14 protein-coding genes and 1 pseudogene are annotated in these 15,685 nt (G+C 57.1%); 5 read left to right on the forward strand and 10 right to left on the reverse strand.

From position 1 onward, the window contains the following. Window positions 1-56 precede the first annotated feature (56 nt). Window positions 57-1,640, reverse strand: a complete 1,584-nt coding sequence (gene fliI, locus M9H61_RS09200) for a flagellar protein export ATPase FliI (RefSeq protein WP_250284709.1) — start codon at window positions 1,638-1,640, stop codon at window positions 57-59. Window positions 1,641-2,043: 403 nt separating this feature from the next. On the opposite strand from fliI, the gene ctrA reads away from it, so the two are divergent. Beyond that, a complete protein-coding gene (ctrA, locus tag M9H61_RS09205; RefSeq protein ID WP_068518026.1) occupies window positions 2,044-2,739 on the forward strand; it encodes a response regulator transcription factor CtrA in 696 nt (231 codons plus the stop codon). A 98-nt stretch (window positions 2,740-2,837) separates the two neighbouring features. On the opposite strand, the gene M9H61_RS09210 is transcribed toward ctrA, so the two are convergent. The 7 genes and pseudogenes from M9H61_RS09210 to M9H61_RS09245 all read right to left on the reverse strand — a co-directional run bounded on the left by M9H61_RS09210 (window position 2,838) and on the right by M9H61_RS09245 (window position 11,197). After that, window positions 2,838-3,485, reverse strand: a complete 648-nt coding sequence (locus tag M9H61_RS09210) for an isoprenylcysteine carboxylmethyltransferase family protein (RefSeq protein ID WP_250284711.1) — start codon at window positions 3,483-3,485, stop codon at window positions 2,838-2,840. A 671-nt stretch (window positions 3,486-4,156) separates the two neighbouring features. Next, window positions 4,157-4,966: pseudogene (locus tag M9H61_RS09215) on the reverse strand (protein-glutamate O-methyltransferase CheR); the annotation flags it as partial. Between the two features lie 9 nt (window positions 4,967-4,975). Then, a complete protein-coding gene (locus tag M9H61_RS20675; RefSeq protein WP_371922219.1) occupies window positions 4,976-6,715 on the reverse strand; it encodes a chemotaxis protein CheB in 1,740 nt (579 codons plus the stop codon). Between the two features lie 74 nt (window positions 6,716-6,789). Continuing rightward, a complete protein-coding gene (locus M9H61_RS09230) occupies window positions 6,790-7,155 on the reverse strand; it encodes a PleD family two-component system response regulator (RefSeq protein ID WP_068517188.1) in 366 nt (121 codons plus the stop codon). 86 nt (window positions 7,156-7,241) lie between these two features. After that, window positions 7,242-7,748: a chemotaxis protein CheW gene (locus tag M9H61_RS09235; RefSeq protein WP_068517189.1), complete on the reverse strand. Its 507-nt coding sequence runs from the start codon at window positions 7,746-7,748 to the stop codon at window positions 7,242-7,244. 15 nt (window positions 7,749-7,763) lie between these two features. Continuing rightward, window positions 7,764-10,448, reverse strand: coding sequence for a chemotaxis protein CheW (locus M9H61_RS09240; RefSeq protein WP_250284713.1), 2,685 nt, complete (start codon window positions 10,446-10,448; stop codon window positions 7,764-7,766). Window positions 10,449-10,591: 143 nt separating this feature from the next. After that, window positions 10,592-11,197, reverse strand: a complete 606-nt coding sequence (locus tag M9H61_RS09245; protein WP_101248095.1) for a histidine phosphotransferase family protein — start codon at window positions 11,195-11,197, stop codon at window positions 10,592-10,594. 556 nt (window positions 11,198-11,753) lie between these two features. Between M9H61_RS09245 and M9H61_RS09250 the strand changes: the two genes are divergently transcribed. From M9H61_RS09250 to moaA, 3 genes are all read left to right on the forward strand, one after another. Further along, a complete protein-coding gene (locus M9H61_RS09250) occupies window positions 11,754-11,939 on the forward strand; it encodes a DUF3553 domain-containing protein (RefSeq protein ID WP_068517193.1) in 186 nt (61 codons plus the stop codon). 202 nt (window positions 11,940-12,141) lie between these two features. Then, window positions 12,142-12,957 carry a hypothetical protein gene (locus M9H61_RS09255; RefSeq protein ID WP_068517194.1) on the forward strand — a complete coding sequence of 272 codons (816 nt, stop codon included), beginning with the start codon at window positions 12,142-12,144 and terminating at the stop codon, window positions 12,955-12,957. 233 nt (window positions 12,958-13,190) lie between these two features. Continuing rightward, window positions 13,191-14,189, forward strand: a complete 999-nt coding sequence (gene moaA, locus M9H61_RS09260; protein ID WP_068517195.1) for a GTP 3',8-cyclase MoaA — start codon at window positions 13,191-13,193, stop codon at window positions 14,187-14,189. On the opposite strand, the gene M9H61_RS09265 is transcribed toward moaA, so the two are convergent. Further along, window positions 14,186-14,644 (reverse strand): DUF123 domain-containing protein, encoded by a 459-nt coding sequence (locus M9H61_RS09265; protein ID WP_250284715.1) that lies wholly within the window; start codon window positions 14,642-14,644, stop codon window positions 14,186-14,188. The genes moaA and M9H61_RS09265 overlap by 4 nt on opposite strands. Next, entirely contained in the window at window positions 14,641-15,135 is a 495-nt protein-coding gene (locus M9H61_RS09270) for a glyoxalase superfamily protein (RefSeq protein ID WP_250284717.1), read from the reverse strand. The genes M9H61_RS09265 and M9H61_RS09270 overlap by 4 nt, the downstream gene beginning before the upstream one ends. Before the next feature lie 308 nt (window positions 15,136-15,443). On the opposite strand from M9H61_RS09270, the gene M9H61_RS09275 reads away from it, so the two are divergent. Further along, entirely contained in the window at window positions 15,444-15,677 is a 234-nt protein-coding gene (locus M9H61_RS09275; RefSeq protein WP_068517198.1) for a BolA family protein, read from the forward strand. Window positions 15,678-15,685 lie beyond the last annotated feature (8 nt).

Raw genomic sequence — 15,685 nt, forward strand, 5'->3', positions numbered from 1 at the left:
TGCCCAAGCGGCCCTGACGGCCGCGCCTGTCATGTGGCATCCCCATCATCGGCGCACTAGCCTTCTTTTTTGTCGCGGCGCAGGGCGCGTTTGGCATCATTGAGTTCGCGTTCGCTGCCAGCGCGTGACCGACTGTTGACCTTTGGCCCCCGATTGATTTTCGGACCGATGGACGGCGGCGGTGCCGGGGCGGGTGCGGGCATTTCATCGGGGATACCCTGTGGCGCACCACCAGCCTGGGCGTTTTGTTGTGCGGCCTGCGCCTGTTGGGACTGGCGCCCCTTGGCGATACGGGGGTCTTCGGGTTCTTCGGCCAGAAGATCCAGACGGCGGGCCAGTTCGACATATCCTTCATTCAGGCGCGTGCATTCTGTTTTGCGCTGTTTCAGGAATTCCTCGATCAGCGGGAAATAGTGGATCGCCTCGTCAACTTTGGGATCGGTCCCCTGGCGATAGGCCCCGAGCCGGATCAGCTCGGCCATGTCTTCGTAGGTTGCCAGCAGTTGGCGGGCACGCGCCACGATCTGGTTTTCTTCCTCGCTGTTACAGCCGGGCATGGTACGCGACACGCTGCGCAGAATATTGATCGCCGGATAGCGCCCCTGTTCGGCGATCGATCGATCCAGCACCACGTGCCCGTCAAGAATGCCGCGCACCGCATCGGAAATCGGTTCGTTATGGTCATCGCCGTCAACAAGCACGGTAAACAGGCCGGTAATCGATCCCTGCCCCGGGCCACCGGGGCCGGCACGTTCCAAAAGACGCGGCAATTCGGCAAACACGGTTGGCGTATAGCCCTTTGATGCGGGCGGCTCGCCAACCGATAGACTGATTTCGCGCTGGGCCATGGCAAAACGGGTCACGGAATCCATCATGCACAAAACATCACGCCCGACATCGCGGAAATATTCCGATATCGCCATGGTCATATAGGCCGCCTGACGACGCATAAGCGGTGGTTCGTCCGATGTCGCTACCACGACCACCGACCGGCGCAGGCCTTCTTCGCCCAGATCGTCTTCGATGAATTCGCGCGCTTCGCGGCCACGTTCCCCGATCAGCCCGACCACCGACACATCCGATGTCGTATGGCGTGTCATCATCGATAAAAGACTGGATTTACCGACACCGGACCCGGCAAAGATGCCCATACGTTGCCCGCGGCAACAGGTCAGAAACGTATTCATCGCCCGGATGCCAAGATCGATCTTGCCCGCGACACGCTGTCGCGAATGGGCCGATGGCGGCATGTTGCGGATCGGATAGGCCTTGTTGCCCTCAGACAGCGGACCTTTGCCGTCCACCGGCTCACCAAAGGCATTGACCACCCGCCCCAGCCAGCTTTCATCGGGATAGACCTGTGGTTGGGTATCCCCCAGTTCGACTTCGCAACCGATCCCGATCCCGTCAAGAATGCCAAACGGCATCAAAAGCGCGCGTTCATTGCGGAAACCGACGACTTCGCAAATCACCGCCTTGCCGTCGCGTCGCTTCACCTTGCAGCGGTCGCCAACCGACAGAGCCCCTTCGACACCGCCGATCTCGACCAGAAGGCCGAGCACCGCGGTTACGCGCCCGACAACCCGGTAATCGGGAATGCGTCTGAGTTCTGCGATGATGTTGCGACCAATCTGAAACACGCCCCGGACCTTCTCAGCCAGCAGTTGATTTCAATTTTTCCAAGCAGGCGATTTTGCTCCCCGAACATGACATGGGGGTGGCAAATCGCGCCGCGTCGTACCAAATATATTGGCATAATCGATGTTAAAAAGCTGTGTAGACAGCAAATCGCAAATTTTTTTGTTTGCGCGCCCCATGACGGTTAACGCCGCAAACCGTTGGGAAAACTCGCATTCCGGCCCCGAGTCGCTTCTTGTGATGAAAAAAAGTTAACGAGATGCGACTCGCCTGCTTGCCACGAGTCGCAAAGCAACGTATCGTTAACGGAATGGGAAAAAATTTCCCACCGACAAACGTTGGGGCGCTTGTCAAATATCCGGATTAACACGGACTTATTGCGGAACACGGTAACGGAGCAGAAACATGCGGGTGCTGCTTGTTGAGGATGACAACACCTATGCTGATAGCATCGAACTGATGCTTAAGTCGGAAGGCATGGTGATTGACACAACCGACCTTGGGGAAGATGGTCTCGAGATCGGCAAGCTGTATGATTACGATATTATTCTTCTGGACCTGATGCTGCCAGATATTGACGGCTATGAGGTTCTCAGACGTTTGCGCGACGCACGCGTCGACACGCCGGTCCTGATCCTGTCGGGTCTGACCGAAACCGAAGACAAGGTCAAAGGTCTTGGCTTTGGCGCTGATGACTATCTCACCAAGCCGTTCGACAAGGTCGAATTGCTGGCACGCATCCAGGCGATCGTCCGTCGCTCGCGTGGGCATGCCCAGTCGATGATTTCGACGGGCAAACTCAACGTCAACCTTGATGCTCGCACCGTCGATGTCGACGGATCGCCGCTGCATCTGACCGGCAAGGAATATGGCATCCTTGAATTGCTGTCGCTGCGCAAAGGCACGACACTGACCAAGGAAATGTTCCTCAACCACCTTTATGGCGGTATGGACGAGCCGGAACTCAAGATTATTGACGTCTTTGTCTGCAAACTGCGCAAGAAAATCCAGTCGGCAACCAAAGGCGACAACTACATTCATACGGTTTGGGGCCGGGGCTATGTCCTGCGCGATCCCGACACCAACAGTGCTGCGGCCTGATATCTGACCTTTCCTGTCCAAGCGCCCGGAAACGTCACAGCAGTGCTCGTTACACAAAACGCCCCGGTTCTGCACCGGGGCGTTTTGCATTTGCCCCCTCAGGGCAAATGCACAAGGGGATGAACAATCCCGCTGACCTGCAACCAGTCAAAAAACTCAAACAACGGCACCGCCAGGAAAAAGGCCAGCCCGTCGCGCAAGGTCCGCCATAGAAGCTTCGGACGCACTTCGATGGCGTCCATATCCCTCCATGCCGAAAAACGCGGGCCAAACCGTGGAACCCGGGCCTGATAGCGTTCGAATTGCAGACCGAACAGCTGCGCTAGGGCCCGTTCCTCGCGCAGGATGACCGGCAGGAAGACCGCAACTGCGCCCAGAACAAAGATGGCCGAAATCACAAGGCTTCCGGTTTGCGCACCGACACCGGCTGCACCGATAAAGCTGAAGACATAAAGCGGATTGCGGCTGATGGAATAGGGACCACGATCGGTAAGCTGCTGTGCCTTGCGCCCGCCGATATAAAGCGTACACCAGGCGCGGCCGAAAATCGCCACCGCGATCAGGCCAATACCACCCAGCTCGATCCCCTCGTGAAGCGACATCTGAACTTTGGCAACAGACTGGATCAGCGGCAATGTACCAAGCAACACCAGCGCAAGCGCCGCAATAACCAGCTTGCGGCGGCGCTGCAAAACAGTCAGCGCCTGACGCGGGGCTGCGACGGTCTCGGTCAATTGTGGGATCATATTCATTCCCGACGTTTCGGTTTAACGGAAACAGTCGGGGTCACACCGGCTGCCGACTACTTTTTGTCGTCCGGTTTGCCAAAACGTGATCGATCAAAGGTCGTGGACGGGCGTGTCGTTCCGGAAGAACCGCTTGTATTCCCGGTGCCTGTCGTCGGCCTTGATGTCGTGCCACTGCTACCTGTGCCGGTACCAAGCGGCCGGCGATAGGTCGAACCGGTGGTACCGGTCGTTCCTGTTGTCCCCGGACGGGTTGTCGAACCAGTACCAGTCGAACCTGACGGTTTGCTGAACGAACTTCCCGTGGTGCCGGTCGGACGCGTAGTCGACCCTCCTGCCCCGCCCAGCGGGCGCGGCGTTGTCCCGGTGGTGCCACCTGCCGTGCCGGTGGACCCGGTCGTTCCGGTGGTGCCAGGACGCGTCGTGCTGCCAAGTCCGGACGTTCCGGTTGCAGAGATCGGCCGAATGCCGGTGGTGCCAGTGGTCCCGGTTGTCCCCGGGCGTGCCGGAGTCGTCCCCGCACCAGCTGTTCCGGTGGTCCCGGCGCCGGTTTGCATATGTTTCGGTTTCGGGAAGGCAAAGCCCCCCGCCGCAGCCCCGCCGGCCGCAGCAGCCGCGGCACCGCCTGCCTGCACCTTTTCAAGTGCGGTCAGATCGACATCCGGCGCGCCGGGACGGTTCAGCTGGTAAATACCGCGCTGACGGGCAAGCGGCTTGAATTTATCGGAAATGCCAAGAACCGTTTCCGCCCCGCCAAGGAACAGGAAGCCGTCATCAGGCATCAATGCCGAGACACGCGCCAGCACATCGCTTTTGGTCGGCTGATCAAAATAGATCAGCACGTTACGGCAATAAACCACGTCAAACTGGCCGAGCGGACGGAAGTCCTCAAGAAGGTTGAACTCCTTGTATTGAACCTTTGACCGGATTTCCGAGGAAATCTGCCACTGGTCTTCCTTTTTCTGGAAATACTTGACCAGAAGCCCGATCGGAAGGCCCCTTTGGACTTCGAACTGGGAATAAAGCCCGGCCCGGGCCTTTGCCAGAATTTCACGCGAAATATCAGTACCGATGATTTCAACCCGCCAGCCAGACAGCTGGGTTTTGAATTCATCAAGGATCATCGCCAGCGAATAGGGTTCCTGACCCGATGACGCCGCCGCACACCAGATACGCAGGTGGCGCTTGGACGCGCGCTCCTTGATCATGTGCGGCAAAACGACATGACGGAACTGGTCAAACGGCTTGGTATCGCGGAAGAAGAAACTTTCATTGGTCGTCATCGCATCGACGACTTCTTCGACCAGATTGCGGTCACCGCCACGCAATGCGCCAATCAGTTCGCCCAGATCCTTAAGGCCACGCTTGCGCGCAATCGGCATCAGCCGGCTTTCGAGCAGATAAGTCTTGTCCTCGCTCAGAACGAGCCCGGACTTGGACTTTATCAGTCTGCTTACGAAATCGAAGTCTTCCGGCTTCATCATTGTGGGTTAACGACCCCCCGCAAATTTTTTGATATAGGCCGCAATTCCGCCAACCGGCAGAACAGCAGAACAAATGCCCGCATGCGCAGCAGCACCAGGCATCCCCCATACAACACTGCTTTGTTCGTCCTGCGCAACGACCATGCCCCCGGCATTCACAACGTCACGGCCTCCCAGCATACCATCCTGTCCCATTCCGGTCAGTATCGCGGTTAGAATATTTCCACCATAACTTGCCACCAGACTGCGCAACATCGGATCGACAGACGGGCGACAGAAGTTCTCTGGCGGGTTCTGATTAAGCATAAGATGCCGTGAACCGCCACGTCCTTCTACTGTCATGTGGTAATCGCCGGGCGCAAGATAAACCTGTCCCCCCACAATCGGCATGTTGTTCTTGCCTTCCTGACACTTCAACCCGGTCAGGCGGGTGATATGTTCGGCAAGAATTGTGGTGAAAGTTGCAGGCATATGCTGGGTAATAAAAATCGGCTGACGCACGCCATTCAGGCCGCGCAAAACTTCAAACAATGCCTGGGGGCCACCGGTCGAACTGCCGATCGCGATGGCTTCGACATTGACCCGCTTTTCCGGCAACAGCGAAATCGCCCCGCGTGACGCCTGTCGACGGACCGGCGCCGGTGCGGAACCACCCCGTGCGGTTTTTGCACGGGCTGCTTTCGCGCCTTCCGGGGCATTGCTCGCCGCCCGTTTGGGAGCCGCAACGGTTCTTGCCGCTGCCGCAGTCGGCGAACTGCGTGTTGACGTTTGTGCCGCTGATTTGTGACCGCCACCCGCGGCAATCGCCGCATCGCGGATCAAACGCCCCGGATCACGGGCCGGTGTCTGCGGGCGGGTCGGCATCGGATTGGCTGCCGCCGCACTGCGTGCCGTGCGCGGGGCCTCGGCCGCGTTGCTGTCTGCTGCGGCCTGGGATGGCGGTGCAGACTGGCTTTGCGCGGCCGGGCTTGGCTGTGGCTGGGCCGGACGCATCTGGACCTGTTGCGGACGCGGATGCTGTTGCATCGGACGCGGGCGCAATTCGGCGGTAAATCTTTTACGCTGGATCCGGCCAGGCTTATGGAGCTGCTGATGTTCGATCGACATTTCAGCACGGAAGGTCGTCGACTTTCCGTCCTGATCGCCGCCATCGCCGTCACCATCGTGCTCTGGCTCCGGTGCGGCTTCTGGCGCGGCCTCAGCCGCTGTCTCAACCGCTGTCTGTGCGGCTGCGTCCTGCGCAAGCTCTTCCTCGTCCTCAAGCTGGGCCTCGGCAGCAGCAGCGGCAGCTGCCGCCTGCTCGACTTCCAGCATCTTGCGACGCTGTTCGGCCCATGCCTTGACCTTGTCCAGAAGCTCGGCCCGGAAGCCTGCCCCGACATTGAGGTCCTTGGACGAACTTGGTTTGGGAATGTAATCCACCGCCCCAAGGGTCATGGCCTGGAAGCTGATATCGGCGTTTCGCTTGGTCAGGGTAGAGGCCATGATCACCCGAACGGTCGGATCGATTTCCAACAGTTTGGGCAAGGCGGTCAGGCCATCCATGACCGGCATTTCGATATCCAGAACAATGACTTCGACGCCACCCTGTTCCATTACCGATAATGCTTCTTCGCCATTATTGACCGATCCGACGACGTCAATATCGCTGTCTTCGGTCATCATGCGTGTCACAAGTCCGCGCACGATGGCGGAATCATCCACGATCAGAACTTTGTATGGCGAATGGATAGGCGTGTCTTCCACGTAGCAGCGTCCCCGCTTGAGTCACGAGATCAATTTCAAAGTCCCGGCATGGCACAGAATCTGTGCCACCCGGACTAGATCAGGCCGACCTGTTCGAACTTCGCCTGAATGATCTCGCTGTCGAACGGTTTCATAATGTATTCGTTCGCACCAGCTGTGATTGCTTCCTGGATATGTTCCAGGTCGTTTTCCGTTGTACAGAAGACGACGACTGGCTCATCTCCTCCCGGAGTTGCGCGCAGGTCACGCAGGAAATCGATCCCGCTTTTGACCGGCATGTTCCAATCAAGCAGAACTGCATCAGGCATGGATTCGAGACATTTGTCCAATGCCTCCTGTCCATCCACCGCCTCTACGACCGCAAACCCGATTTCTTCGAGGATACGGCGCGCCACCATTCGGATGACTTTCGAATCATCGACGACGAGACAACTCTTCATCGACTTCCTTCTCGTTTCTTTAGGTCGTTAAGCCACTAACGGCAGAATACCGGGCGCATTGCGCGCCCGACATATCAAGATATCGGTTACCCAGCCTGCTTGATCGATGAGGTAAAATCAAGCAGACGCGTAACGTCCAGAATAACCAGAAGTTTTTTATCCAGACGGAAAATACCGTCGGAAAATTCACGCCAACGCGGATCAAGCGTTGCCGGATTCTGCTCGAACGCCTTCTTGGGAACGCTAAGAACCTCGCCCACCTGATCAACCATCAGGCTGTAAAGTTCCCCACCCTGATCGACAACGATGCTCATACCCGGATCATCGTCATCCTTGTCGCGCAAACCAAGACGTTTGCGGACATCAATCGCCGTCACAATACGCCCGCGCAGGTTAAGCGACCCTGCGACTTCGGGCGGAGACAGCGGAATACGGGTGATACGCTGCGGACCAAGAACGTCCTGAACCGTCAGAACCGGAATACCGAAAAGCTGTTTGCCGATATTCGCGGTGACGAAATCCTGGCTATCACCGCCAAGATCCAGTGCGCCGCCTCTATCGTGGCTCGGGACGAGTGCGTTACTATCGCTCATTGGACTTTCTCCCGATTAAACGTTGCTCAAGGTCTGGACCAAGGTCGAGACAAGGGCATCACGATCAAACTTCGCGACATAGTCGCTGAAACCTACCTGACGGCCGCGTTCGAAGTCTTCTTCGCTGGTGTGCGAAGACAGGGCAATGATCGGAACTTCGCCCCACAGCTCGTCATTCTGAAGCGCCTCGGCGAATTCAAAGCCGTTCATGCCCGGCATTTCGATATCGCTGATGATCGCATCAAACAACTGGCCACGGTTCTTGAGTTCCATCGCCTGTTCGGCGGTCTCGACTGCCGTTACCCGGAAACCTGCAACCGACAGCATCGGTGTCAGCAGGTTGCGGAAGAACGGGCTGTCATCGATCAGAAGAACACGCTTCTTCTCGCCGCCATTGTCTTCGGTCCCGAACCAGTCACTAAAGGCCAGTTCAAGATAGTAACCGGCATCAATCAGGTCGGTCGCCTTGCCGTCGATCACGGCCGAGCCAACCAGCCCGTCCTGATCTGCGGTCAATTCAACATTAAGCACGTCATCGACAATGTCGACGATCTCGTCCACCACAAGACCCATGGTCCGTTCGCGATCCTGGAAGACCAGGGTCGGCTGGCGGCCTTCGGCCTTCATCTGATAGCTGCCGTCAATAAAGACCAGCGGCATCAGTTTGCCACGATACTGAACCAGCGGACGTCCGTTGGAATGTTCGATATTCTCGACATCGATTTCTTCAAGACGGGCAACAAGGGCCAGCGGAACCGCACGGACTTCGCTGCCACCGGCACGGAACACCAGCATCGAGGTGGTTTCACGATCGGACGCGTCGGTTTTGGCCTTGCCTTCAACACCTTGCGAACCACCAACGGTGATTTCACCTGTACGGGTCGCGATGCCGTTCGGATCAAGGATCATGATCACGCTACCGTCGCCCAGGATCGTGTTCCCCGAGAACAGCGACAGATCACGCAGGATCGGTGCAACCGGTTTGACAACGATTTCCTCGGTGTCGAAGACGCGGTCAACGATGATGCCGAACGAATAGGTCCCGACCTGCGCCACAACGATGAATGCTTCTTCATCGACACCCTCGTCGGTGGCCTCCTTGGTATCGAGACCGAGGATCTTCTTCAGTGTCACCAGCGGCAACAGACGGTTACGCAACCGCAGGACCGGGGTGTCGTGAATGCGTTCGATCGAATGTTCGGAATTGTTCGATGCACGAACAAGTTCCAGAACGCTGATCTGCGGAATGGCAAAGCGTTCGCCGCCACTTTCGACAATCAGGGCCGACACGATGGCCAAGGTCAGCGGGATCTTGATGATAAAGGTCGAACCACGGCCTTCGACCGATTTCAGTTCAACCGTACCACCGATCTTTTCGATATTGGTACGCACAACGTCCATACCCACACCACGACCGGAGACCGAGGTGACTTTTTCTGCTGTCGAGAAACCGGCCTTGAAAATGAACTGCTGGATCTGCTGATCAGCCATCCCTTCCAGTTCGCTTTCGGTGGTCAGGCCGTTGGCAATTGCCTTGGCCTTGATGCGTTCAAGGTTCAGACCGCGACCGTCATCGGAAATCTCGATGATGATGTGACCGCCTTCGTGATACGCATTAAGGGTAACCGTACCGGTTTCAGGCTTGCCGGCGTCACGACGGCCCGGGATATCTTCCAGACCATGGTCGGCAGAGTTACGTACCATGTGGGTCAGCGGATCCTTGATCAGTTCAAGAACCTGGCGATCCAGTTCGGTGTCGGCACCGATCATCTGAAGATCGATCTTCTTGTTCATTTCAAGGGCAAGGTCGCGAACAATACGCGGCAGCTTCGCCCAGGCGTTGCCGATCGGCTGCATACGGGTCTTCATCACGCCTTCCTGAAGGTCGGTCGTAATGTGCGACAGGCGCTGCAACGGAACGGTGAATTCACTGTCATCCTTGCCGCGAACCATCTGCAACAGCTGGTTACGGGTCAGAACCAGCTCGGAAACCAGCGTCATCAGGTTTTCAAGCAGCTCGACATTCACGCGAATGGTCTGGGCTGCAACCGAGCTTTCCTTGGCTTCGCCGCGCGGGGCTTCTGCCTTTTGCTCGGCCGGTTTCTTAGCCGGTGCGACTTCCTTGGATTTTGCAGCAGCAGGCGGTGTTGCGGCTGGTGCCGGGGTTTCCGGTTCGGAGGAAGTGGCAAATTCGGGATCAACTTCTGCGGCATCGAATGCCGCCTGAAGCGCGTCGCTATCAACAGCGCCGCCTTCGGAAACTTCTTCTATCGGCGGTTCTTCAACCGGTGCGGCTGCGGGTGCAGCGCCGCCCATCATCGTGCCGGTATCGGCAAAATGGTTGAGACGTGCAATTAACTCGGCATCATTGCCATCCGGCTCTGCCTCGTTCTGCTCAAGCTCGCCCAGCAGATATTTGATGGTGTCGATGGATTCAAGAACCAGCGTCACGGCTTCCGGTGTGACCACCAGTTCACCGTCGCGGATCTTGCCCAGAACGTTTTCGCCGGCATGCGCGACCGCTTCGAGGCGTGGCAGGCCAAGGAATCCACACGTCCCTTTGATGGTATGCACCAAACGGAAGATGTTAGACAGAATGTCCGGATCATTCGGGTTCTGCTCGAGCTTCACCAGCTCAACGTCAAGCGTCGAGAGACTTTCCGAAGTCTCGGTCAGAAATTCACTTAATAGATCGTCCATATACCCCCTCCAAATCTCCGGCAAAGCTAGATTTACCGGAACCGGAACTCCCATTTAACACGCGCATGGCGAGAAACGTATGTTACATCGGTTACTTACGTAGAAGCTACCACACGTTATTACCAGACCCACAGGTCAATTTTTTATCCATAGATCAATGCAATATTTGCATCCTGTTGCAAGACCGAAAGCGCCCCACCCGTCCGATTGGCAAGATTTCTCACGAAGAATCCGTGCACTGTGCGTGGATCAAGTGCATCTGCCGACACGTCTTTTTCCAACACCTCCATGACTTCCGGACGGAATGCGGCACGTTTGCCTTCTGCCAGAACGGTCGTGCGACCGGATTCGTGCGAAACAGTGATCGTCCCCCCAAATGGCAGAGCCTCGCGGGCGAGCATCACCATATTCAATACGACTCGTCCATGAGCTGGATCAATCGGAAGATCCGGCCAGTCCAGGCTGACCTTGCCTTCGGCTTCATAGGTCTGGCGCGCAGCATCGCGCATGGACTTGGTGTCCACGCTGTTGCCCGCCCGGCCAAAGGCCAGCCGGAACAATTGCAGACGGCGGGCTGCCTCAAGGCCGCTTTTGCGCATCAGCGCAAGCGCCTCGTCATCGGCAACACCGTCTTCGCCCATCAGTTCCGCCCCGGCATTGACGGCCCCGACCGGACCGACAAGATCATGACAAATGCGCGAACTGATCAACTCGATCAGCGTCATTTCAAGGGCGATGTCCTGAACCATTACGCGGGTTCTCCAAGGTATTTCTATTTATTCTTCAAAGCATCACATCCCCAAACATGATGCCCGGTCTCTGTCCCCCGCCCGATTTTATCACCGGTGGCGTTCCGTGACGGGACGACGAAATATCGCGCCCTCAAAGCGGGTCTCTGATGCCCAAGATTGACCGTGATATGTTAAGAGCTTATTTAGCCAGAACGAAATTTAGACCCGACCCATCGCGATTTTGCCATTCCGGCCATCGACATGGCAAAGAAGCCCGCACCCATCGCACCCAATCCCCCATCCGGTAAAACCAGTTTGACTTCTGATCGAACCGACGCCTTGATGACGAAGGTATTTGAAAAATGCCGGTCGCATCCTGGCGATTGATCCCGACCACAGAAAACACCCGCACCGGCCCGTCAGGATGTCTGGTGACAGACCGCCATCCGACCCGGCAATTTTTGCCGACTGACGACCGAAACACCGACCGGATCAGGTTTTGCAATCTGTGAAATTGTGGATCGGCGGCGTTTGACCTATATGTAAACAAGATACACTGAACACAGAGCACCCCATGGATTTCTTGCTGACACCGGGCACCATCGTTCGCCACCCCAACCAGCCCGATTGGGGTCTTGGCCGCATTCAGGCTGTCGATGGTGACAGAATCGCCGTCAATTTCGAGGAAGCCGGTCGCCAGATCATCCGGCCCCGCCATGTCGTGCTTGAGATTGTCGAGGCCGCGGTCGGTTACGAATAAGGGGCCGTTTCCCCCGATCAGTCCCGATCAGGCGGATCACAGACCGGTTTGGCCCATGCCTGGCTGTCCTTGGCACACGATTTGCTGACATCAATTTATTAATAAATTCGGCGTATGCAGAATCAGGGCCGCATGGATTCCATCCCCGCCGATGGATCTGCCTGATCATGCACAACCGTCATAATCAAGGTCTGGACACTTCATGATTGCAGCCAACAAACCACCCCAAGACACCTTCAAGCAGCGCCACCATGTCGCCGCCTTTACGGTACTGGAACAATTTACCCAGGGGCTGATCCATTACGCGCGCAACCACGGTGGTTCGATTTCCGAAGAACAGATCATCAAGGCCATCGACGGCATCCGCGAAAAGGAAGACCTGTTTGATGCGGCCTGGGCCGTGCTTGAAAGCGATCTCGAAGCCATCAAGGCCCGCGAACATGCCGCCGTCCGCCACGATCCGTTCGGGCGTTTGCTGGTATCGCGCTTTGACCACCTTCTGGAAGGCAATGCCGCAGGCAGCATCGAAGACGGCGCACTGTCGCGTGAAATCCTGCAACCGTTCTTCAAGGTCATCCGCATGATGGTCGGCATGGACATGCTTCAGGAAATCGACCGCGAAATTCACGAAATCATCGAAGCCCATGCCGAAGACGAGGACGAGCTGCGCAACCCCGCCGAATATTGGGATCATCTGGCCAAGGAACCGGCGGTCAAGCTGCGCATCAATCTGGTATTTGCGCGCATGGCGCTGCATTTCCGTGAATATGAACGCCGCAAGAAATGGTTGCTGCAACTGGTCAATGACAATCTGCCATCGGGTGAAGTGCATTGGTCCTTTACCGAGGCCCATTGTGTGCGCCTGCTCGATGCCTTGTTCAGCGACGTGCGCGAAATCCTGACCGTTCCGCAACATTCGGCCGAACTGGTCGCCAAAATGGGCAGTGAAGATGTCGCAACCCTGCGCGAAGTCATGAAATCAATCGACGCCGACGTCGCCGCCCACGCCAACAGCTGACCGGCGCAGGACAACCGCCAGGCATTTACCCGACGGTTACCCGGTAAACAGCAATAGTCAAAGCCGCATGGTCGATATCTTCGGGTATCGCCTGCGGCTTTTTGTTTTCATCTGACGGAAAGGTGATGTGCCGCGATCTAAACAGGCTGGTCAAAACCCGGTCTGCTGTGCCACAGTCACCTTGCAAGAAACAACGCCCCGCGACAACCACGACACTGTTTCAAATCAACGCCATGACCAAACCACTGATCGACAAATATGGCCGGCATGTCTCCTATCTGCGCGTTTCGGTAACCGATCGCTGCGATTTCCGCTGCACCTATTGCATGGCGGAAAACATGACCTTCCTGCCAAAGGCCGAAGTTCTCAGCCTTGAAGAACTTGATCAGCTCTGCACGGCCTTCATCAATCGGGGTGTGCGCAAATTGCGCCTGACCGGGGGGGAGCCGCTGGTGCGCCGTGGCATCATGGATCTGATTTCCGATCTGTCGCGGCACCTTAAAACCGGCGCGCTTGATGAACTGACCATGACCACCAATGGCAGTCAGCTTGCCACCTATGCCGATGATCTGGCGCGGCTTGGCGTGAAGCGCCTCAATATCTCGCTCGACAGTCTCGATTCCCGGAAATTCACCGAAATCACCCGTCGCGGCCGCCTTGAACAGGTTCTGGCCGGGTTGGAGGCCGCAAAGGCCGCCGGCATCAGCATCAAGATCAATACGGTCGCGCTGCGCAACTTCAACGAAGATGAAATGTCGCGTCTAGTGTCATGGTGCGGGAAAGAAGGCTTTGATCTTTGCCTGATCGAAACCATGCCGCTGGGGGATATCGACGGTGATCGCACCGACCAGTATTTGCCACTGACCGTGGTGCGCGAACGCCTGGAACAGGAATTCACCCTGATCCCGTCCGACCATGTCACCCCCGGCCCGGCCCGCTATACCACGGTGGCCGAAACCGGCGGACGTCTGGGCTTCATCACGCCGCTTACCCATAATTTCTGCGAAGGTTGCAACCGCGTGCGCGTGACCTGCACCGGCACGCTTTACATGTGCCTGGGCCAGGAAGATCATGTTGACCTGCGCGCAGCGCTCCGCACCGGCGATCCGCGTTCGCTTGATCAGATGCTTGATGCCGCCATGGACCTCAAACCCAAAGGCCATGACTTCGTCATCGACCGCAAAGGCCAGAAACCGGCCGTCGGTCGGCATATGAGCATGACGGGCGGCTAAACACCGCCTGCTAGTGTGATCATAATGTCGGTTAGATCACGGGCAGACCACCCGATCAGGTGCGACTGACAGCTTGCGCAATCACTGCTCCCAAATCCGGGCGCAGGAATACCGCCATCAGGCCCTTGCAAACGTGCGCGAAGCTCGCACTCATTCCCGCCCGGCACCACCAGCACCGAAACAACCCGCCCGGCCCCGTTTGATGTCAGTTCATCGACATGCCAGTGGGGTTTCTTGGTTGCCTTGCAGTGGCGTTTGACGCGGGCCGCAATACCGCCGGGGCCGTTGGCCGAGCCACAATAAAAGTAGGTGCCTTTGCGCAGGATTGTTTCGGCAAAGCGTTTGTTTTGAAGGGTCAGGTCCGCGACAAGCTCGATCACCAGAACATACGCCCCGGCAACTTTTGGAAGCTGCCGGAGCGTTTCGTCATTTATCGTTTTGATAAACCGGGTCACTGGCCGTCTTGATCACGCAAAAGCAGATCAATCGAAAGCCCCGGTCCGGCCATACCGTTGGTCAGAACCGGTTCGCAATGTTCGTTGATCCGGGCTGCGATGCGTTGGCGAAAGCCGGTAAAGCGTTTGGATTCCACCACATCAACCGGTTCATCAAGATGCACCTCGACCCGGAACACGCCCGGTGTCGGGGTCGCGGTCACAGAACGGATCAGGCCGGTCACCGCATGACCAAGGTATGATCCGGCAAACCGTTTGCCGATCCCAAGATCGGAAACATTGGTCGGGATATTGCGACGTGCCATGGCAACGGCGGTGTTCCAGTCGCGAAAGCCGTGGCTTTGGGCGAGAAGTTCAAGCGACCCGGCATGTGATATCGCAACATCACGCCCAGCCAGGGCCTTGCGCAGGCGTTTTGCCTGTGCCTTGAAGCTTTCGGTCGGGTCGGTTTCGATATCCGCACGACCGATATTCAGACTGTTTGAAGTCATTTTCGTCTCCACACAGGAGGCCGGGTGTCCGCATTGCCGGGCCGTACCCTGATCGGGAAACGGGTCCGAAAGATTTCAAAACACCACTTTACCAAAGGATCGACCTTGCGGACGGCAGGTGTGGGCAACCCAGGGCAGGCTAATTACCGCAATATCGGGCGCAAGACAAGCCTGCGCGCAACTTTGCGAGATGTTTGGGCAGTGCTGTTGCGCAGAAATTGACAGCCCCCGGGACAACAACATATACCAGAGAAAACAGGTTTTACCGGGCCCGTCCGGGCACCGGTCCATTATAAGGAATAAACGCCATGGCCATGGAAGCCTATGAAATCGAAAGCATGATCAAGGAAGCTCTTCCTGATGCTGAAGTCCGGATCGAAGATCTGCGCGGTGATGGCGATCACTATGCTGCAATTGTGGTGTCCGAACAGTTCCGCGGCAAAACCCGCGTGGTTCAGCACCAGATGGTCTATTCCGCGTTGAAAGGCAAAATGGGCGGTGATCTTCATGCCCTTGCCCTTCAGACCTCTGCACCGGAATAAGTCCCCGA

Source organism: Thalassospira sp. GO-4 (assembly GCF_023588965.1).
GTDB lineage: Bacteria > Pseudomonadota > Alphaproteobacteria > Rhodospirillales > Thalassospiraceae > Thalassospira > Thalassospira povalilytica.